At 41.3% G+C, this 20,526-nt stretch carries 26 protein-coding genes and 1 tRNA gene; 24 read left to right on the forward strand and 3 right to left on the reverse strand.

The window, feature by feature from the left end; translation table 11 throughout:
• Positions 1-3: 3 nt before the first annotated feature.
• From ACFWMP_RS15190 to ACFWMP_RS15275, 18 genes are all read left to right on the forward strand, one after another.
• Positions 4-633 (forward strand): hypothetical protein, encoded by a 630-nt coding sequence (locus ACFWMP_RS15190; protein ID WP_379424119.1) that lies wholly within the window; start codon positions 4-6, stop codon positions 631-633.
• A gap of 14 nt (positions 634-647) precedes the next feature.
• Positions 648-1,628: an XkdQ/YqbQ family protein gene (locus tag ACFWMP_RS15195; RefSeq protein ID WP_379424120.1), complete on the forward strand. Its 981-nt coding sequence runs from the start codon at positions 648-650 to the stop codon at positions 1,626-1,628.
• Positions 1,629-1,630: 2 nt separating this feature from the next.
• On the forward strand, positions 1,631-1,972 hold the full coding sequence (locus ACFWMP_RS15200) for a hypothetical protein (RefSeq protein ID WP_379424121.1): 342 nt from the start codon (positions 1,631-1,633) through the stop codon (positions 1,970-1,972).
• Positions 1,962-2,399 carry a contractile injection system sheath initiator gene (locus tag ACFWMP_RS15205; protein WP_379424122.1) on the forward strand — a complete coding sequence of 146 codons (438 nt, stop codon included), beginning with the start codon at positions 1,962-1,964 and terminating at the stop codon, positions 2,397-2,399. The genes ACFWMP_RS15200 and ACFWMP_RS15205 overlap by 11 nt, the downstream gene beginning before the upstream one ends.
• Positions 2,396-3,226, forward strand: coding sequence for a baseplate J/gp47 family protein (locus ACFWMP_RS15210; protein WP_379424123.1), 831 nt, complete (start codon positions 2,396-2,398; stop codon positions 3,224-3,226). Before ACFWMP_RS15205 ends, ACFWMP_RS15210 begins: the two co-directional genes overlap by 4 nt.
• Positions 3,223-3,765, forward strand: coding sequence for a hypothetical protein (locus ACFWMP_RS15215; RefSeq protein WP_379424124.1), 543 nt, complete (start codon positions 3,223-3,225; stop codon positions 3,763-3,765). Before ACFWMP_RS15210 ends, ACFWMP_RS15215 begins: the two co-directional genes overlap by 4 nt.
• 1 nt (position 3,766) lies before the next feature.
• The gene (locus ACFWMP_RS15220) at positions 3,767-4,090 is read left to right on the forward strand and encodes a hypothetical protein (RefSeq protein ID WP_379424125.1); all 324 of its coding nucleotides are present in this window, start codon (positions 3,767-3,769) and stop codon (positions 4,088-4,090) included.
• Positions 4,080-6,743: a pyocin knob domain-containing protein gene (locus ACFWMP_RS15225; RefSeq protein ID WP_379424126.1), complete on the forward strand. Its 2,664-nt coding sequence runs from the start codon at positions 4,080-4,082 to the stop codon at positions 6,741-6,743. The genes ACFWMP_RS15220 and ACFWMP_RS15225 overlap by 11 nt, the downstream gene beginning before the upstream one ends.
• 20 nt (positions 6,744-6,763) lie before the next feature.
• Entirely contained in the window at positions 6,764-7,507 is a 744-nt protein-coding gene (locus tag ACFWMP_RS15230; protein ID WP_379424127.1) for a hypothetical protein, read from the forward strand.
• A gap of 122 nt (positions 7,508-7,629) precedes the next feature.
• Entirely contained in the window at positions 7,630-7,917 is a 288-nt protein-coding gene (locus ACFWMP_RS15235) for a hemolysin XhlA family protein (protein WP_379424128.1), read from the forward strand.
• A gap of 1 nt (position 7,918) precedes the next feature.
• Positions 7,919-8,836, forward strand: a complete 918-nt coding sequence (locus ACFWMP_RS15240) for a peptidoglycan recognition protein family protein (RefSeq protein ID WP_379424129.1) — start codon at positions 7,919-7,921, stop codon at positions 8,834-8,836.
• A gap of 13 nt (positions 8,837-8,849) precedes the next feature.
• A complete protein-coding gene (locus ACFWMP_RS15245; RefSeq protein WP_379424130.1) occupies positions 8,850-9,128 on the forward strand; it encodes a holin in 279 nt (92 codons plus the stop codon).
• Between the two features lie 498 nt (positions 9,129-9,626).
• Positions 9,627-10,049 (forward strand): hypothetical protein, encoded by a 423-nt coding sequence (locus tag ACFWMP_RS15250; RefSeq protein WP_379424131.1) that lies wholly within the window; start codon positions 9,627-9,629, stop codon positions 10,047-10,049.
• Positions 10,050-10,221: 172 nt separating this feature from the next.
• Positions 10,222-10,383 (forward strand): hypothetical protein, encoded by a 162-nt coding sequence (locus ACFWMP_RS15255; protein ID WP_379424132.1) that lies wholly within the window; start codon positions 10,222-10,224, stop codon positions 10,381-10,383.
• A 30-nt stretch (positions 10,384-10,413) separates the two neighbouring features.
• The gene (locus ACFWMP_RS15260) at positions 10,414-10,503 is read left to right on the forward strand and encodes a YjcZ family sporulation protein (RefSeq protein ID WP_379424133.1); all 90 of its coding nucleotides are present in this window, start codon (positions 10,414-10,416) and stop codon (positions 10,501-10,503) included.
• A 225-nt stretch (positions 10,504-10,728) separates the two neighbouring features.
• Entirely contained in the window at positions 10,729-11,250 is a 522-nt protein-coding gene (locus tag ACFWMP_RS15265; protein WP_379424134.1) for a DUF3231 family protein, read from the forward strand.
• 769 nt (positions 11,251-12,019) lie between these two features.
• On the forward strand, positions 12,020-12,262 hold the full coding sequence (locus ACFWMP_RS15270) for a hypothetical protein (protein ID WP_379424135.1): 243 nt from the start codon (positions 12,020-12,022) through the stop codon (positions 12,260-12,262).
• An 8-nt stretch (positions 12,263-12,270) separates the two neighbouring features.
• Positions 12,271-12,489: a hypothetical protein gene (locus ACFWMP_RS15275; protein ID WP_379424136.1), complete on the forward strand. Its 219-nt coding sequence runs from the start codon at positions 12,271-12,273 to the stop codon at positions 12,487-12,489.
• 1,030 nt (positions 12,490-13,519) lie between these two features.
• Here ACFWMP_RS15275 and ACFWMP_RS15280 read toward each other — a convergent pair.
• Positions 13,520-14,305 carry a hypothetical protein gene (locus tag ACFWMP_RS15280; RefSeq protein ID WP_379424137.1) on the reverse strand — a complete coding sequence of 262 codons (786 nt, stop codon included), beginning with the start codon at positions 14,303-14,305 and terminating at the stop codon, positions 13,520-13,522.
• 221 nt (positions 14,306-14,526) lie between these two features.
• Between ACFWMP_RS15280 and ACFWMP_RS15285 the strand changes: the two genes are divergently transcribed.
• From ACFWMP_RS15285 to ACFWMP_RS15295, 3 genes are all read left to right on the forward strand, one after another.
• Positions 14,527-14,727: a hypothetical protein gene (locus tag ACFWMP_RS15285; protein WP_379424138.1), complete on the forward strand. Its 201-nt coding sequence runs from the start codon at positions 14,527-14,529 to the stop codon at positions 14,725-14,727.
• 226 nt (positions 14,728-14,953) lie between these two features.
• The gene (locus ACFWMP_RS15290) at positions 14,954-15,169 is read left to right on the forward strand and encodes a helix-turn-helix domain-containing protein (protein ID WP_379424139.1); all 216 of its coding nucleotides are present in this window, start codon (positions 14,954-14,956) and stop codon (positions 15,167-15,169) included.
• A gap of 85 nt (positions 15,170-15,254) precedes the next feature.
• On the forward strand, positions 15,255-15,587 hold the full coding sequence (locus tag ACFWMP_RS15295; protein WP_379424140.1) for a YolD-like family protein: 333 nt from the start codon (positions 15,255-15,257) through the stop codon (positions 15,585-15,587).
• Between the two features lie 35 nt (positions 15,588-15,622).
• Here ACFWMP_RS15295 and ACFWMP_RS15300 read toward each other — a convergent pair whose 3' ends face one another.
• Positions 15,623-15,838: a DUF3006 domain-containing protein gene (locus ACFWMP_RS15300; RefSeq protein ID WP_379424141.1), complete on the reverse strand. Its 216-nt coding sequence runs from the start codon at positions 15,836-15,838 to the stop codon at positions 15,623-15,625.
• Entirely contained in the window at positions 15,839-16,891 is a 1,053-nt protein-coding gene (locus tag ACFWMP_RS15305) for an MBL fold metallo-hydrolase (protein ID WP_379424142.1), read from the reverse strand. It lies immediately after the preceding gene.
• A 283-nt stretch (positions 16,892-17,174) separates the two neighbouring features.
• Here ACFWMP_RS15305 and ACFWMP_RS15310 point away from each other — a divergent pair, with 283 nt between their 5' ends.
• The 3 genes from ACFWMP_RS15310 to ACFWMP_RS15320 all read left to right on the forward strand — a co-directional run bounded on the left by ACFWMP_RS15310 (position 17,175) and on the right by ACFWMP_RS15320 (position 20,369).
• On the forward strand, positions 17,175-18,221 hold the full coding sequence (locus ACFWMP_RS15310) for a hypothetical protein (RefSeq protein WP_379424143.1): 1,047 nt from the start codon (positions 17,175-17,177) through the stop codon (positions 18,219-18,221).
• Positions 18,222-18,412: 191 nt separating this feature from the next.
• Positions 18,413-18,478: transfer RNA gene (locus tag ACFWMP_RS15315), tRNA-Met, on the forward strand.
• A 574-nt stretch (positions 18,479-19,052) separates the two neighbouring features.
• On the forward strand, positions 19,053-20,369 hold the full coding sequence (locus ACFWMP_RS15320) for a hemolysin family protein (protein ID WP_042188644.1): 1,317 nt from the start codon (positions 19,053-19,055) through the stop codon (positions 20,367-20,369).
• Positions 20,370-20,526 lie beyond the last annotated feature (157 nt).

Here is a 20,526-nt window from a genome sequence, read left to right on the forward strand (position 1 = left end):
ATCATGCTGACCATGATACGTGATAAGAATCGCTTCACATTTCCAATTACACCGGCAGAGATTCAGATCACTAGCAGCAATGAGATAGATTCCTTTGTAGTAATCACGGGTGAAGAGAAGACAAGTAAGAGACTCACTTCGAAGCTGAAGAGGGTCTCTTTTTCTGTGATCTTCCCACGAGCTTGGGAAGAGCTTTGGGAGACTGGAAAAGAGACGGTCGCTTACCAGTCTCCTGAACAGGCTTGGAAGCTGATGGAGGAATGGAAGCTCAAGCCGGTTGTTATTAACTTTGAATCGCTCTTTTCGCAAACCATGTGGTTTGAGAGTTTCGAGGCCACTTATAAGGATGGCCAGGCGAATCTGCATATCACATTTAGTTTTGTCGAGTTTAACCCAGTTAAAATCGTGTCGTACTCCAATACAAAGCAACTCTTAAAGCCTGGTGTAATCATAACCAAGTCATCCAAAAGTCGACCTAATACTACGGGGAAAACAGATAGTAAAAATAAAACTAAGAAGAGCGATAAGCAGAAGAAAGCCGAAGCAAAAACAGCCGCCAACAATAAAAAGGGAAACTTTGATTATTTGGCTCAAAAGGAACGAATTCTGGACAAGAACTCTAGTGTTAAATAAAGGGTGGGATTAAAATGGACAACTTTGCGATTCTTTACGGAAAGGAGAGTAATCGACAGCTGTTGACGGATGCGACAGTTGAATTGTCCTGGTCTTCAGCACGAGATGAAATCGCACGTAGCGCAACTGTTCGACTTCGTAACGCTGCTGATCTAAAGGTAGCCGGTATGCTGATGTGCTTTTCATCGCGGCTGAAAGGAATGGGAGTGCTTCATCACAAGAATCAGTTCTTCCATGGACCCATCATCAAGTATGAACAAAATGAGTTCACAGATGAATGGGAGGTTGAAGCTCGGGAGATGAGCTGGTATTTAGCGAAGAACAAAGGCACACGACCATACCTGAAGGGCGAGGCCGGTGCAGAACTTCAGCGTTATATCAAGACTACTGGAATTGATTTTCGTTGTCCTTCGTTAGGGTTTAACCTGGATGAACGCTATGGCACGATGTTCCATTCAGAAGTTATCTTGGATGTGTTGCAAAAGGCATATGAGCGGAGCGGCTACCGTTATCATGTAGATGTAGTCCGGACAGATACTAGTTTCTACCTGCAGGTGGTTCGGGAAGGAACGAACACTCTTGTTCCGGTCTTTATTCCAGAACAGATGGAAGCCAGCACCGTTGGTTATAGCATTGAGGAGACTTATACGGTCGTCACCGCACAGAAGTATAAGGACGATAAGCTTGCTTCATCAGTAACGAAGATGGCAGCCGGTGCAGTTCAAGCCATGGGTCGAATGGAAGAGATCATCGAGGTTGAGGAAGATGAGGACCCGGCCACGATCGCAACGCAGCGCCTGAAGGCTTTGTCGCAGGCTAAGCAGATTAAGAAAATTACTGTAAAGCATGAAGACCACACGCTGACAGGGCTTCGGGCTGGCTGGATGGTGTTGATCAAAACGGACCATACCTCCAAGTGGATTGTAGAGTCCGCTGAGAGCAGTTTTAAAGATGGGTTGTACACTGTGAAGCTTGAGCTGGAAAGGAGGGAGTAACGTTGCTGAATGACGCATTGAATTTGTTGAAGGAAAAGACGAAAGGTCATATAGACGCTCGAGATACCGAACGAGCGACATTATTGAGTTGGCCAGCTAATCCGAAAATTCAGGTAGAGGGTGATCCAGAACCTTATCCTGCATATAAACTGGTCTTTGCAGAATATCTGCAGGAACGTCGTATCGATGCAGTTTTTGAGGTTGAGCAACTTGAGGTTTCAAAGTTAACTGGTGTCCTAACGATTCCCAGCCCCCTGAAGGTTGGAGATCAGCTTATTGTTTCTCGCATGACGAGCCAGCGGTATTATGTGCTCGGAAAGGATGTGGGAAGCAGTGGCGGATAGTTTGTTTCCTGAATTGGACATATCAGACATTGGAGAAGTTGAGCTTACAGAATCGGTTGTATCGGCTACAAAATGGACTTACATGATCGATTACCGTAACCGGCGTGCCGTACTCACTGAAGATGGCCACCCGAAGAAGACAGGTTCTTATGCTGAGTACTTAGTTCAGACAGCACTCAAAATCCTTAATACAGAACGCTTTCGTTATGTCTTGTATGGGGAAGAAGTTGGCGTGGAGAGATCCGAGTGGTCCACTTGGGAAGATGTAGAGATCAAACGAGATATGGAGGAAGCTTTGACTGCTCATACCGAGATTGTGCATGCTGAGGTGCGATCGATGATGCGAGAAGGACAGGAGATGCATCTTAGAATATTGATAACTGGCTTAGCGGGTCAAGTGGAACTGGAGGAGGCGATTAGTGTATGACCATTAAACTGAGTGATTTACCGTCACTCCCCTACATGCCTATCCTAGAAGAAGAGCCAGAGGAAATCTATCAACGTTGGGTGAACCGTGCCATTGCCCTGGCGCTTGAACGAGGGTTACCACCGCCGCCAACAGGAGAAGGGGAGTACTTTTATGATTTGTGGTACCCTCTTGCGTTAGAGCTTGCCGAACAGCAAATGCTATGGACTTATGGATTCCTTCAGGGCTTTCCCATCTGGGCGGACTCTGAGTATCTCGATGGTCACGGATGGGCTGCAGGTCTTACGCGCAAGGAAGGTGAGAGTGATGATACATTTCGCTTGCGTATGCTTGAACGTGCTGCTACCGAAATTGGGAGCGGACGTCGCAAAGATTATGAAACCTGGGCCACTGAGATGGCAGGTGTGGGTGGAGCCATTGCCCGTGAAAAAGAACGGCATGACAATTCCGTTGATCTTTACTTGACCGACCTGGACGGACAGCCAATTACTGAGGAATTTGCTGAGACGGTCAAAGCATGGATGTGGGAGGAGCGGCGGATCGCTGGGCATGACTTATTGGTACATCCGGCTCCGGTCTTTAATGTACGTTTAGAGACACGTTTGCTAACGTCTAGCGGTACAGATCTTACTGTGCTGGCAGCAACCATTCAGCAACGTGTATTGGATTACGCAAGCGGACGGTCCAAACTAATATACAATTATGTGGCTGCCTTACTACTGCTACCTGGCGTAGAGGATTACGAGAATCTAACCCTTAATGGTGATGTAGAGGATATTGTTCTTCCGTTGTCATCTGTTTTGAGAGTGGAAGTGGTTTTGTTATGATCCCGCTTAGATATCGGGAAATGCTGCCGCCGTATTGGTATGAGATCGATATGGCAGACCGGCATTTTTCAGTTTTTGAGAAAGAAATGGATGATCGCCTGCAGACGATAGACGATCTGAGTAATCAGTTTATCCTCAGGAGATCAACCTGGGCGTTGTGGATCTGGGAATGGATGTACTTCCGGAAGACTCAAGAGGGAAGTGATGATGAGCGTAGAGAGGCGATACGCCGAAAGCGCTGGGGCGATCGTCCTTTTAAGCTTCCTCTGCTGCGAGAACTGGGGAATCAGCATGGTAAGTTGATAAGTGTTTCAGAGGATTTTTTAGCAAAAGAGATCCATTTTGAATTTTCCTTAGTTCAACCGTTTAACATGGCAGGTCTACAGGCTGATTTTGAATACGTGCGTCCGGTTCATATTCGTCGAGCAGTATTGAGTTCAGCAGTTCCGACGCAGGTCATTAATATAAAAGGTACTGGGTACTCGCATGGAGTAGACTTCCCAATTTGTGGGTTTGAAGTGCCGTTTGGGGGAGGGTAGAATGGCAGACGTTATTAAGCAGTTGCTTCTGGAGAAGTTGATTTCGAATTTGAATGGCCACATCGTCAGCGCGCGGGTGAATATAGGAGGCGTTCAGACGACGTATCCTATTTACAACACAATTGTGTCTGGTATGTCTGTTCGAAAGTACATTTATATAATGGAGACGCAAGCCATCGGCAAACAACTTTTAGGCGCAGCCTTGCTGGATGCTGAAGGCAACATACTGGCAGAACAACCCCTTCTCGTAACTAAAAACGATAAGGGGTTTTTGATTACCTTTGAATTTGTTTTGAGATTGGAGGCGAATGCTGGTGGTGTATAACAAACAGCAGTGGAAGGACGAGATTCCCGACTTGACCAAGCCGATAAAGGATTCCTCGGGAAAGCAAAAGACTGACCCGCAAACCGGGCGGCCTTTGTACGAACTGGTCCAAGAAGGTACACGTCTTACATCTCAGCGTTTGAATCACATAGAAGATGGTATTGAGACCGTCCATGAACTGGCAGATCAAAACGCTGCGGATATTGATACACATAAAAAAGATACGGTTAAGCACATAACGGCTGCTGAAAGAGCGGAATGGAAAGCCAAGGAGACACCTGCAGGTGCTCAGACTAAAGCAGATGCTGCTCTATCAGCTGCCAAAACCTATGCAGATACCGCGCTACTTGCAAAGGCAGATAAGTCATCTACTTACAGCAAAACGGAGACTGACCAGCGTATTCAAGCTGTGGTCGGGGCCGCGCCGGATGCTCTGGATACACTAAAGGAAATCGGAGATGCACTGAATAATGATCCAAACTTTGCGGCCACAGTCACCAATCAGCTCTCGGGAAAAGTGGACAAGGTATCAGGCAAACAACTTTCAACAGAGGATTATTCTTCTGCAGAGAAGGCGAAGTTGGCCGGGCTCATTCCTGGAGCTGGTGCTGCGGGATCGGCTACAGATACAACGATAGGTAATCGTACTGCGGATCCTAATACTACAACAGCATATGGTTTAGTAGGTTCGATCACTCAGTGGTTCTCTTGGATTACCAAGTACTTCAAAGCCATCACAGGTAAAGCTAATCCATTCGACGCACCTGACATTACGTTAGCAGCAACCAAGGTTCACGTAGATAACACCGTAGTACATCTCACCGCAGCAGAGCGTACTGCGTGGAATGCTGCTGAAACAAACGCAAAGAATGCGTCTATTCCTAAATCAGACAAAGGAGCTGCCAACGGTGTTGCTGGACTAGATGCAAATGTTAAAGTTCCTGATACTCAGATTCCTTCTAACATAGCACGTAAGGCTGTAGAGATTCCTGCTAGTGCAGACCTGAACACGTACACTTCCGAAGGGGAGTATTACCAAGGAACATCATCTATAGCGGCTACTATTGCGAATAAACCCGCATCGGCTGCATTCTACCTACGGGTGTCGCGGCACAACGGCGTAAACCAGTGGTTCATTACTTTTGGAATTCCCGGCACAGGGGAGATGTTTATCTATACACGGAACGTGTATCAGGGTGCTTGGGGAGCATGGGAAGAAATTGAGACTACCAGTAAGAAGAACAAAGCTAGCGGTTACGGGGGCCTGGACACTAATGCCAAGCTACCGAGAGTTAACACGTACAGTTCTCTAGGTGCAACAGGCGGAATTTCTAACTTAGATTCAGCCTTTACAGCGGGCACTTATAGCGTATCAACAGGGATTCCAGGAAGCCCATCACCTACCGAATATGGACAGGTGCTAATCCACTTGAGTTCTGGTGAAACGCACGACTCAAGTACTAACTGGATATGGCAGATGTTCTATGGAACCTTGGGTAACACGTATGTGCGTCGTAAAGTGAACAATGGTGCTTGGTCGGCTTGGGTTCCAATGTGGACAGGGTATAATGATGCTCCGTTGTTCATGACTAGAACACCGATAGCAAACAACACCGACTTCAATACGCTTACAAACAATGGCATTTATGCCATGAGCGCTGCGACAGGTTTATTGAATGCACCGCCTACTATATTGCATGGAATAGTCAGTGTATCAAGAACTGATGGGAGCAGTCCTTTTATAAAGCAAGAAGCAGTTGATGTCACAACAGGGGTAGCACAGACCAGAATCAGAACAGGGTCTAATACTTGGACACCCTGGGCAACTAGTATCAGTAGTACTGGGGGAACTATGGTTGCTGCTCATGTTAGGAACTATGATGGTTCTTTCTATAGCTATCGTAACTTAGTGGGGTATAATGCTACTGGTACTGCTACAGGGACTATTAAAATCACACTACCTAAAACATGGAGCAATACCATGATGAGTATCAAAATAAAAGGGTATGATTATACCCTAGGCAAAGGTGCTTGGGAATTGATTCTAGGTGGCTACAACTACTCTACTACTCCTGCTTGGGCTAACGTCAGTGCTGTGTTAAATGGTAGAGTTCCATTTGATCGAGTTCGTTTAGCTCATGATGGTACGAACAACTGCATTCTATTAGGAAGCCTCACTACTGTATGGGGTATTACACATATAGAGGTATCTGAATTTACGGGCGCTTTTGGCACTATAACAGGCTGGGAGAAAGGCTGGCAGATGGGTTTGATTACCTCTGAAACAGGTATCTTCAATGCTGTAACACCAGCATTGACTCCGCAATATGGAAAAGCTAGTGCGACAAATTACTTCGTTACGACTACTTCTGAGTTTGCCTTTCTGGCACGTACGCCTGCGGAAAGTGGTAACTTCGAGGCGAGAGTGTACTTACGACTGACTGCTGCCTCTAGTGTAAAGGTAACAGCTACTTACAAAGATCATGCCTCTACAGTACAGAGCACGGTAATCGTAGACGATGTATTCCCTATAGGAAGCTACTCTCTACCCGTTGCTTTCTTCGCTGCTACTTCAGATAGCCCAATAAGCATTTTGATTAAGTGTAGTGCAGCAAACGCAGTCTATGCGTCAGGCTCGATTATTGACTGCTAATAACAGATGGAGGTGTTACAATGGCTATTATATATACGCCCGGGAATGCCAAGGCATCACAAGTACTTGCGGGAAATAAATTCAATGCCGGCCCTATCTACGGAGGGGTCGGTACTATGCCGAACATGGGTGACAAAGAAATACTTGCGAGTAGCGCCTATTTGCAAGAGGGCTATTTATCAGTATCAATACCGCAGACAGGTGATGATAAGTACCTAGCCGTAAATGGTGGTTCACAATTTACTTATGTAGATGCCCTTCATTGTTCCGCTAAGAACATTATCATGGGCTTCGAAATGCTAGGACTAGACGGTACTGCTACCTCAGACGCTACCGCAACCGCTGCAGATATCAAAGCAGGGGCGATAGCATACAGCCAAGGTAAACGTCTAGTTGGCACTGCTTCTGTAGCTACTACAAATTACACAACGGGGACTCTTAATGCACTGAGTGGTGGGGAGCTAACTACGCAAGTAGGCTTTAAGCCTCTTATGGTGTATCTAACGGCAAGCGCAGTTAATGGACAGGGTGATAATTTAACGTTTACAGGGCAAAGTTATTTTTTCAACCCTAGCGGCGGGGCTTTCGAAGCTGATATGTATTGGAAGTCTACAAACTCATCTTCGAATCCACTAGGAACTGGTTCAACTAGATCTAGGGGGATATGGACCGACAATACGTCGTTTACGATTAGATCGACTGGATGGCCTCTTACTCTTGTCATCAATACCATATTTACTTGGCACGCTTTTGGGTTTAAATGATTTAGTGTTATTCGACAAAACAAAACAAAATATTCCAATCTATTACGCCATAGTAGGCGTTTTTATTTTGCCTTCGGATCCCTGGGGGCTCTTTATATCACAGATGTAGAAAGGGGGGAGTAATGATGTCGGGAGGAGGCGGAGTTATGGGGACGGAGGATAAATTAGTAGAAATTCAAATACAGTTAGCTAGAATCGAGAAAACCCTAGAAGCAGTACCGGCACTAGCCTCAACAATCGAGGCTACACGCGACCTTGCGCGGGAGGCAATACAATCTACTAAATCAGCGCACCACAGGCTGGATCGCATCGAGGATGCACAACGTTGGCTTTGGCGAACAGTTGGAGGGGCAATCATTACAGTTATTATAGGGGCCATTGTCGTGGCGATCAGAATGGGAGGAAACTAAGTTGATTAGAGATAAATACACGATCGAACGGCGTTATATCAACAAACGCCAAAATGTTCGGCCCGGCACCCGTTTAACATCGGGAACGCCGGGCTTTTTAGTTGCTCATGATACAGGTAATCCGGGAGCAACCGCGGATAACCATTTTACTTATTTTCAAAACCTCAAGGACCGCTCAGCCTCAGCTCAGACATTCATTGACGATAAAAAAATCTTAGAGATCATCCCAGCAGGTACTGGGTCCGATCCAGCAGAAAAGGCTTGGCATGTCCTCTACAGTGTTACAACAGACAATAAGCTTTATGGAGATGATGCTAATGATATTGCTCTAGGTGTGGAGCTATGTTATGGCGGCAAGATAAATACCATTGAAGCATACAAGCGCTTTGTATGGTATATGGCTTATTGCTGTGACAAGTGGGGTCTAAATCCACTGACACATATTCCGAGTCATAAGCAGCTAGATCCTGCGCGTAAAAGTGATATTGATCAGGCGTTGGCTACAGTTGGTAAAACACTTAAGGATCTACTTTATGACGTGGTGGCAGAAATTAAGGAACAACCAGTAACCGTTGTACCGCCTATTGCTGTACAGATGCCAGCCGGTGTAGCTCAGCGCCTAATTGATGATTATGTATCTCCAGCTTGGTTTGTAGCTCGACAAGCAGGTAATCAAGTGGAAACAACTCATTTGCACAACCTAGCTGATAACCTGAGATTGGCATCATGTATCCCGTTGCAACTTGGATCAGCAGAACCTTTTAAACAGTTGTATAAAAGTAATGCTCAGGAGCTAATTTTTAGATTTCTCTCTCCAGGATGGTTCACTGCTCATCGTAAGGGAGACAAGTCTGGAATGGATTATTTTAAAAGTGCGGCCAATCATCTGAGACGTGCTGCTGGGATGCCAACAGAATAAGGGGGGATTAACTATGAATAATGAAGCACTGAATAATGTTCTAGCTTTTGCATCTGTTTTAGCAGCATTTGTGTTTGCAGGAGTACAATTTGTGAAGGCTACCGTTAATGTACCTAAAAATATATTGCCCATGATTGGTTTAGTGATCGGTTTGTTGATTGGTGCAGCTGCTCAACCGTTTACTGAGTTGGGACTTGTTCTTCGATTATGGGCAGGTGGTCTTGCGGGATTGTCTGCTACTGGGTTGTTTGAGTTGGTATTTAGTAAACGAGATGGGACTACAAAAGAGTAAATCAATTCACCCACTGGCTTCGGCTAGTGGGCTTTTTTAAGCTACAAATTATTTGTTTTTTCAATATGGTTTTTAAGGCTTTTTAAAATTCGTTCTTCACAATCGCTACAAATTAACATAGGATACGTTGGATTATTCAATAGTAGATGTTGCAGGTCCCTTGTCGAATAGTCTTTTGCCTTTACTTGTTTGCATATTGGGCAGAAAATATCTATTAAAATCATATCCATCTTTTCTCACCTCGTTCTGAATAAATCCTCCTATAGTAGTTTATGCATTTTATCTGGGATAGATTGTTCAAATAACCTTATTCTAAAATTACTTAATTTAATAAAATAGAAGGAAAAGTCTGTAGTCAAATTGAAGTGGTCAGCGGGGTTTAATTCTTCTTCGACAAATAAATGGTTGAAATCAAACGTTGTTTCCAGATGAAATGTCCAAGCTGTATAACCTCTTAGGACATACAATACTATAACTTATCGAAAGGAGGTTATTCATTTGGGAACTTATCTTGATGGAAGAACGTCGCAGAATGCGAGTTATGCAAATTCTATTGCAATTCCAATTACATTTCTAAACACTCCTCAGTTATTCGGACAAGTAGGGCTTATATCGCAAGGAGTTACTACTAATCCTCGTGTGCTGCTTAAAGGAACGATATCTGTTACGCTTCCTCTAGCTTTAGTGGGTATTACAATTACGATTGTAAGAGGAACCTTGCCTACAGATCCATTAGTTTACTCAGCCACTTCAACTTTTGGTTTAAGTATTCTTGCTCCACAAGTAATTGCTTTCTCTGCTGATGATTTTAATCCTCCAGTAACACCGCAATTGACGTATACAGCTTTTGTTTCATCTAACTTGCTGGGAACAGTTCGTGTAGGTCCAGAAAGCTTTGATGCTATTCTGGTTTCTGATTAATACAAAAGTTTAGAATTATGCCCACTGGCTTCAGCTGGTGGGTATTTTTTTGTTTTTTACGAAATGCCGGATCCCAAAACAAGCCTACTATTTTGGTTCTTCTTTACCCAAGCACCGATACAAATCCCGCATATCTTAGTTTTGTATCCAATTAAAAAGGAGGAATTGACAAATGGGCGAAGTACGTGGAGAACGTTGTTGCGGCGTTGGTGAACGTGAACGTGAACGTGAACGTGAACCTGAACGCTTTGTTGGTGGAGCCTTTACATCCACAGGTGCAATCTTGGTACTCTTTATCCTGTTGGTTATCATTACAAAAGCCTGTTTATTCTAAGTTGTATTCAATTACAAAGGAGGAATTAAGATGGGCGAATTTGGTGGCTTTACTTCTACCACCGCAATTCTGGTTCTGTTTATCTTGCTGGTCATCATCTCTAAAACTTTCATGATTTAAGTTTCAAACCTCCCAATATGGCTGCACCTTATTAAATCCGCCAGTACTCATGCTGGCGGATTTTTTTCATCATACATAGTCAAAGACGTACCCTGTCAACCTTAAGTGGTAGGCGGGGTATTCTTGCTTTACCCGCAAATTCCGATGGTTAAAAAGGTTTTTACATGAAAAAAGAATTTGTGGATACTATAAATTCTGAAGATAAATAAAGGAGTGGATAATCCGATGTCAGGTATTCTTAATGGTAATGCAAAAGATGAGCCTATGCACTTTGGTGAGGTTTTTAGTGTTTGGCAAACTTCCGTGATGGCAAGAGGTGCGGTGTCTTGTTACCAAGCATTTTTAAACCATGCGGGTGATAAGGATTTGAAAAAGGTTCTTAACAGCCTAATCGATCAAGCAGAATTAGAAATTAAGGAATGTGATACACTGCTTACTGATAATGGCATCATTCCAGCACCCATAATGCCAAAACGACCGGATGCAAAGCTTGAGGATATCCCAGTCGGTGCAAGATTTTCAGATCCTGAAATAGCAGCACATATTGCTGCTGATATTGCCGCAGGCTTAGTGGCTTGTAGCCAAGTAATGGGTCAATCCATTAGAGTGGATATTGGAGCCTTATTTGCTAAGTATCATTTAACGAAGGCAGCATTAGGGGTTAAAATACTTGAAATAACTAAAGAAAAAGGATGGCTTGTTCCCCCACCTTTACAAATTAAGCGGCCAGAAACAGTCGAAGCTTAGAAAAAAAGAGAGCCTGCATTTTCTTGCGGGCTCTCTTTTTTAACAATGAATTTAGATGGATTCTTTAGAATCGTAGAGGGTTATACACCGAATTCCATTAAGATGGCTGGAGCTCGGTTAAGATAACAATTTAGAGGATACATACATAACCCGTACGGCTCCCTTTAGTTTTTTTAATCGGATATCACTTCTTTTATACGTTTGATAGCCCAAGAAGGAAAAGAAAACAAACCACTCCCAGTTCTTATTATGAAGTAACCTGGAGAGTCACTTTCCTGACAAAAACCAACATATGTCTCTCCACTGACTAGATGTATTTGTAGTTGTATTTCAGTTTCAATTGCATGAAATACCAGCGAAAGATTCACTGTAAGGACTCCTCGCATAAATGATTTTATTCTTTTAAATAACCAAATCATTATTACTGTACTCAAATAAGACAATATTGTATCTTTTATCGCTCAGGTTATGACTATACGGAAGCACCGTACCCTGCTAATAATGGTGGGGTATTTCTTTGCGTTCAGGCAAATTTACCTTATCAGTAATATAGAGGTCATATACATAATGTTCCAAATGAATTAATCTATACGTATGGATAATGAAAACTTTCAGTATAGAGATACTTACTTTTTTGTGGGGAATCCAGTTATTCTATGAATCACCATACTTGGCTTGGTATTGTTAGGATTTGTTTTGTTTATTTGATTAAGAAATACATAAATCAGAGAAAATGAGGCCAGGTGTTTTGATACATAGGAGTGCTGTAATGAAGAAAATCTTTAAAGAATTTGGTGTCCATTTTTGTGCGGCAACTATTCTTCTAGGCATGTCGTTATTAATCGATGATCATCACGGTGCAGATGAGGGACTACAATCTTTGATGATAATGATTTGTGGAGCGCTCATATCTATTGGGGGATATCGATATTTGAAAAACAGAAAAGGCATAGTGATTTTAATCGTGGGAGTTGTTGTTTTAGGAATAGCGCTGTTTACCTTCTCTTTTTAGGAGTGATCATGTTGAGTAATATATACAAAGTCCTAAAGACAGACTCTGAATTTCTAATGGCTGCCTTAAAGCAGTCTCAAGTGGATATTCTTGAACGTCGCGGTGATCTGGCAGGCTGTGTAATTGATTGTGAGGGTCCAGTCCAAAAGTGGAGTCCTGTTAGTGTTAAAGTCGCGGATTCTTATTACATGAGAAGTGAATTTGAATTTAGAATGATTTTGGCATAAGTGTGTATAACAAATACCCCGTCTACCTTAAGTGGTCCGCTGGGTATGTTTGCTTTCAGGAAACATACCCTTACCGAGGATATCGATTACATGTGCACGATAAGAATAATTAACTTATTCTTCAGAATATCGTATTTTGACACGCAAGGCCTTGTGACCTCAACGTGTTTTTGCTTTATAATAAAATTGTAACTGGTACTGCAGTTGTTGACCCCGTAAGAACTGAATACGGCGGTGTCAAACTAAGTGGCATTGGGTGGATCAAACATCTGAAAGTCACTATCGTAAAATAATTGAAAAGGCATTTGCTTACTCAAATTAATACACCAAAAAAGCGACTGTAGAACTTAATTTAAAGTCCGATTCATACCCGCCATGATTATCTTTGTACGTGTATATTCGTTTAATAGTGAGAAGTGAGGTAACCGTTCGGTTAAGGAAAAGTGACGTTCTTATTCATCGTATTCTCTATACAAATAATAAACGTGCAAGAAAAAGGGTTTTAATGTATAATATTTCTGACAATTTAATAACACATTTAAAACAAAGCGTAGCAAACAACAGAATTTTCTTTAGAACAAAGTTTAGAGATATAATTAGAATGCTAAGTGAAATTAGATAATGGGATATTGGATAAAAGAGTAGTGAAAGGGGAATTTATGAAAGAGAATATAACAACTTTCGTAATTACTATAATTCTTTTTATTTTAACTACATTTTATCATTCGATAATAAATTTTTGGTTGGCAGCTTTGATAATAGTTATTTGGATAATGGTTGAGATAATCCGTAAACCTACTAAAAAAAACATAATAACATATCTGATTATTTCTTCAGTATCAATAGTTTTGTTTTTAATATTTAGATGAACAAACAAAGGAGATACATCGATAAATAGGCTGCCTTTATCGGATAGATAATGTAGGAGAAAGCAAACAAGAGCCGAAAAATAAAAACTGACACCCACTGGAATAATGGGTGTCAGTTTTTATTTTTCGCGACAATACTTTTGTACTACTGAGTATTTAACTCATGGTCCCCAGCCTGGAGTATATGATTCTTCCATTACAGGAGAGTCATAAATATAATTATTGTAACTTGAATCGGTATAGAAATAGGTGAAAATACGTTCAGCCCGAGGTAATGGAGGATTTGTCAAGGTATGTCTATAGTACCATTGCTTTTGCCAATATATATTTGTTTTATTCAACTGATAATAAAGGTTTGCAATTTGTGTGACGATCTTTACTGCTGCAAGTGGAGTAAGTGCACTAATAACGATTGTTATTGCACCAACGGTAAGTCTCTCAGAAAGACTAGATCCTCTAGTAATAGAATGAAACGTCCAGTCAGTCAAATCGCTGCTAGCTGCTGAAATCCTATTCTCAATAGGATTGTTTAATCCTTCTACTTTATTAATTCCAGTTTGAGGATCTTCTGAAATAATAGTAGAAGTAGGTATCGTTTCGTTTGTGATAATACCATCTTTTGTTGTAGATATAAGCAAACTATTATCTTCCAACAATTTTGAAGAAACTTCAGAATCTAATACATATTGACCATTTTCCTTTACGTATATATCACTTGAAACATCGTTCTTTTCTAAATCGATATTCTCGACAATTCGATAGAAAACCCCGTCTTCTTCGTAGGTGTACTCATAGTTGTTTAAATTATCGTTCACCAACTGGAAGTTAATTTTCCCTACCTTTGAAGACTCATTATTACTCGTGCTGTCTGCTGAGGAAATTGATGTGAAAATGGAGCTAGTAAAAATAGTAGATACGAGGAAAAGACTTGTGATCATTTTTTTCATTTTTAACAAAATCTCCCTTCTTGTGATATATATCTATCTTACTACAACCACAAAAATTTCCAATGGTACTAAAGTATTGGATTAATTTGTAATTAATGTTTGCGTTTTTCATTAAATAATGTCGATTTTTCTCATCAATTGTAATTTGTTGAAATACTCAGGACCATGGATACGGGGCTATCTATACTTGTTATAGCGTAGAGCGGGCTATGCCATAGTGAATGGAATTGTTCGTCGTCTTCACTATACAGAGGATGACGAGTGGTTACTCGGTTCCGGTATGGGATATCGTTCTGGATCTAAGCACTGAAACCAGCACAATCCTGGATGCTGGGCAAGTGCATTACCAGTTCAACCATGAGCAGAAAGGGTATTGGCGGCTGGTTATTGAACCAACCGTCACGATAGGAGCAGGGGGATAACCTCGCTGCTCTTACTTCTTCATTTGCCATTGAATAAATATTATGGTTATAATACAAACAAACGTTCTTATTTTTTTGGATAAAGCGTGCAAGATTACGCAACGCAAGATCGAGGTCTGTGGCATTCGTGACGGTTGTATCCGGGCTACGTGCCTGACCACCAACTCGCCCCGTGTATTCCTAGAAACTAGTATCCTGTCATGGCAACCCATACAGGAGAAACGCCATGCTTAGTGATACGGCCCGCAAGCTTCTGATGATCATGCGGCATTGCTCGGTGCATCACGGATACATGCCTACGCTAGAGGTACTGGAGACAAAGAGCGGGCGGACACTAGAAAAGATTCGAGCCGGGCTGCAGGAATTGGCGGAGGATAACTACATCTTATGGGAGTTTGGCAAACCGCCAGAGAGTGCAGTTGTCGTTGAGGGATGGGAGTGAACTGAGGATCGATCAACATTAGTTTCATGGAGCTTGGACGGCGGTCATATAGACTACTGGACAGATTACTAGGAGGGCAGACATCATGGTTAAGAAACTGGAGAGTATTTGGGATTGCAGTAGAATGATGCTACCGGAGCATAAGATTCGGATTATCAGTGATGAGCGAGGACAGCAGTGGAGGGACCGTAAAAAGCCGGTGCTTGACACGCAGGAGTGGGAATTGATTGATCAGTTGCTCGCTTACTCGAAACGGTATCTGGAGCAGATCACTATCACTCAGTTTGAACCGGTTCAAGATATCAAGATACGGGGAATTGTGTTGGCCATAGACAGGCAGTTACGACGAATCAAGCTGCAAATGGAAAATGATTATGACTGGATTAATATTGACGATGTGATTCAGGTCACAATATAAAAAATGCCCCGGACACTTTCGCCAGGGCATATCTATTATTCCTCGAATAACTCATCCATTAAACTATAGATTTCTTCTTTCCGCGAGGCTGTACCCTCAGTATCAATTATGACCTTGCCTTCTTCGAAAATAAGCGTGTCTCCAGGCTTAACCTCCGCCGGTAGTTCTGATCTAAGGACATCTTCGGTTCTACCATCAAATTCAATGACGGCATACTCACCCTCAAAGCGATCAATGATCCCTTTCTGCATTTACTTTGCCCCCTTAGTCGATGTAAAGGTGATTTTATTGCCATCACTTATTGCAGTAATTGTACCTTTTTGGTCAGTTCGTAACACTGAAGTATTCGCATTTTTTAATCTTGTAAGAATCCCGGAATCCGGATGGCCATAATTGTTTTTACCGACGCTTATTATTGCGTACTGTGGTTTAACGGCGTCGATGAATGCTTTGCTGGTTGAACTACTGGAGCCGTGATGTCCGACTTTTAACACATCTGCTTTTAAATTCATACCATCGGCTAACATATCGTTTTCAGAAGCTTTTTCAGCATCACCGGTAAAGAGGAAGGACTTGTTCTTATAGGTGACCTTTAAAACAGCACTCCAGTCGTTAAGATTATCCCCATACGTTCTAATAGGAGCCAGGAACTTCGCCTCAACACCAGTTAAAGGAATAGTAACGCCTTTAGTCACTGCTTTGATGGTACGTCCCTCATTCTTTACAGCGGTCAAAAAATCTTTGTATGTCTCAGTGGTATGTGATACCTTTGGAGCGTAGACAGATTTAACGTCCAAGGCTTTTAGAACATCGTCTAACCCACCAATGTGATCTGCGTCAGGATGAGTAGCAACGAGGGCATCAAGTGTTTTTACACCAAGAGCATTCAGGTACTTCACTACATTCTTACCCTGATCGTTATTACCTCCGTCAATGAGGACATATTGATTGCTCGGAGTTCGTATTAGGGTAGAGTCACCTTGTCCAACATCGAAAAAGTAAACCTGAAGAGTGCCAACATTTTGTTTCTTTGGTAAAGGCAAAGTTGGAGCTGGTGTAGCTGTAGGCTTTGCTGTTGGTTTCGCGGTAGGTTTAATAGCTGGTTTAGCAGTGGCGGCTGGTTTTGAATCTGAACTTCCACCATTGTGGTAATGGTACTCTCCGTCTTTCAGTCCCCACTTTGCGCAATTTGTGCGGCAATAATGACCGCCCTTTGAATCTGTGCGTCCTGGATGTGCCTCAGCAAGTACAGGCATCAACAATAAAACAAGTGACATGAAGATTGGAACAATAATTCTTTTCATAAAAAATAAATACCCCCAATGTATGATTCTGGGAGTAGTCTATCAGAATTTGTCATATTTTACTACCGTTATCTAAGTCTTTAAAAAACTCTATAGATGAGTAATGCTGAGAAGCTGTGCTATTTTAAACCCTATTGAACCCTATAGAACAACATATATGTGGGCACTCGTAGAGAAAAATAGGGATCCCAATACTAGTGGATATAGCTTTAGAATGAGCTATACTAGATAATGGGCTATATAAGCTAAACTAATTATGGGTACATATGGGAGGAAGGCACTGATGCTTTTAGAGTGGATACTACCGATAGAAATGACATTAGTTGGTGAAAATCCTTGTGAAATACGCCCAATACAATTGAAAGTGAATGGAATGGAATGGAGAATTGAGTTTATTTTTGAGCCCTTTAGATATGTAAAAGAAGGAGATCAAGGAGATCAATTTTGTGTGGCGGAGTTAAGAGGCATTCGGTTTACCTTAGAAGAAAATCCAGCATCGTCAAATCATAAAATTGAATCTCTCTGTAAAAATGAGGATAAACTTATAAAAAAAATTGTTCAGTTAACAAATCAAGTGATTAAATCCTTTCGAGTCCATGGAACAATTGAAAATTTGCATGAAATTATTATATTTGAAGATAAGAAAAATTATATTTTAGAATCATTAAAGCCTCAGTTTTCGATTGATGGAGAGAATTGGACTTATATAGTTGAAAGTAAATTAGATAGTAATTTGTATAAAATAGCTGCAATACATTCTTTTACAAAGAAAATAGAAATTTTCAATAAATTTATTACTGCTTCATATAATAGTGCGATTTATATACATACAATATCTTGGGAAAAAGTAATGACAGCTATTATCGAACAGAAAATTCCAGCTGCAGAATTGGAGTTGGCAGTAAATGCTAGGGAAAATTGGCATGCGAAAAATTTCAGACTAGCTGTTCTGGAGGCTGTGATTGGTCTCGAAATTGTAATGTCAAGTTTTATGCGAGCATTTCTTACTCATCGAAAAGGAATCTCTAAAGCTCAAATTGATGAATTCTTGGCGCCAGAATTTAGTCTTTACTCCAGATTATCCGGCTTATTAACCATGACTATTAATAAAAAGGATTTAGAAAAAATTGACATTGATCTAATAAAACAAGTTGTTAAGTGGAGAAATAAAATAGTTCATGTAACTGGTGATTTACCGGATGGTATACAGGAAGAAAAAATACTCAATGGCGTTAATGCGGTTTTACATTTACTATTTCTTCTTCATAATAAGAAAGAAGCAATTCTTAAATTTCCTGATCAAAATTTATTGTTAAGTGATTATGTTTAAAAAATAACTTTTTTTGATCGGATGTTTTTTATCGGGAGATCGTTTTGATGTAGAAAGGACTTATCTCAGATAATTTAATTGCTAACCAAATTGTAAACGAAGTAGCTGATATAGAGTTAAATGCATCAATAGAAAAACCTCTATAATAGAAGAAAAAGAAACGCAGTTAAGTTCATTTTAACCTTTCCCCAAGCTCAGTTGGTTAGAGCGGTCGGCTCATAACCGATTGGTCGGGGGTTCGAGTCCCTCAGGGCCCACTTATCAAAAACCCTTACTTTGTAAGGTTTTTTTGCTGTCTTGAGAGTGCAATAGTAAATGGTCACATTTTGGTCATGGCGTTGATGTTGTGACTGACTGATGTTCGAAAATCAGTCTAGACTGGCAAGCGTTACGAATGATCATGAGTAGCAATTGGAACTTCAACGTAAGCTGGAGGTGCTCCGGTTGACGGGACGGGTTCTAAAGACTTAACATATATAATAGAAGGAACACATTTATATGAAATTAGAACAAAAGAAAATCATCTGATAAAATCACGGAAAAATCACATAATCTCTTTTTATTAGTTTGTACCTGTTTCTACTATTAAGGGGTATGTGTCCATCAGCGGCAAAAATAGATCATATTTTTACACTGGTTTTGACCTGTTTTGATGGGCTATGTAATAATATAATAAAGTATATATTCAAAAACGTGATTCCAGACTGGAGATGAAACCATTGGGAAATTGATACTGAAAGGAACAACTGGCAAGCTTCTTGCTGATACTCTGAAAAAACGAAGGAGGTGGGCCTATCCATCCGTACGGAGAATGATGGATAGGATTATAAATTGAGCGACCCTTTACCCGGTATATTACACGTAGGTCTTATTATTCTGTTGGTATTATTAAATGGATTTTTTGTTTCAGTTGAATACGCAATGGTGAAAGTACGAAGCGGTAGAATTGATACCCTTATTGAAGAAGGTAGTAAAAAAGCTTTAAAAGCGAGAAGCATCGTACGCAACTTGGAAGGTTATCTATCCGCCTGTCAGCTTGGTATTACATTGGCTTCACTTGCGCTAGGATGGTTGGGGCAACCCGCTATAGCTAACCTTGTTGGGCCCTTATTAGGAAGTATAGGTTTTGGAGTAACCGCTGTTAATGTTGTATCTTTGATTATTGCTCTAATGTTTATCACTATCTTGCATATCGTACTAGGAGAACTTGCACCTAAGACTATTGCAGTTAACAAGGCTGAATCTGTCCTTTTGCTAACATCTGGGCCGATGAATGTGTTTTACAAGATCATGTATCCAGTGATTTGGATCGTAAATGGGCTGGCACGTGGTTTATTACGGATCTTCCGTTTATCCCCTGCTTCAGAGCTGGGAACGGCGCATACGGAAGAAGAAATCCGTATTATCATGCAAGAAAGTAATAAAAGCGGCTTTATTGATAATACCGAAATGGCGCTGGTTGACAATATTTTTGAATTTGTGGACACAATGGCCCGTGAGATCATGATTCCTCGAACAGAAATGATCTGCCTGAATAATCATCTTTCAACGGAAGAGAACCTTGAGATTGCTTTTGATGGAATGAGGACGCGTTATCCAGTCTGTGATGGTGATAAGGATCATATCCTAGGCTTCATTCATATCAAGGACTTAATTAGGGATCGTGAACAAAGCTATAATAAATTGATTCGTCCTATACTAACCGTACCAGAATCTATACAGATTAGTGCTCTGCTGAAAGTCATGCAGCGCGCAAAGACACAAATCGCCATTCTGATTGATGAGTACGGTGGAACATCAGGAATGGTTACGCTGGAAGATATCATGGAGGAAATTGTAGGAGAAATTCAGGATGAGTTCGATGAGGAACGTCCTGGTGTTGAGAAGCTGGGGGAGGATGAACACTCCATCGACGGCTTGATGCTTATTGAAGAGATCAATGATCTTTTGGGGCTCCATATGGATACTGAGGATTATGATACGATAGGCGGTTGGCTGTATTCTAAATTGGAGGTTAATCCACCTCAAAAAGGACAGTCTGTAGAATTTGATGATCATCTGTTTATTGTGGAAGAAACGGATAATAAGCGGATTTCTCGAATTAAGCTGCTGAAGTTACAGCTATTGACTGAAGAAGCTGGTGCATAACGAACTTATTAGTAATATTAGGACACAGTGCTATAGCGCTGTGTCTTTTTTACAGTGTTTTTACAGTATTGTTTGCCAAAAAGAGATTAAAAATTATATAATTTTAAATGTATATGATAAAAACTACATTAGTCCACAGAGGACAGAAAGGAACTCT

The organism is Paenibacillus sp. NPDC058367 (assembly GCF_042723305.1).
Taxonomy (GTDB): domain Bacteria; phylum Bacillota; class Bacilli; order Paenibacillales; family Paenibacillaceae; genus Paenibacillus_AQ.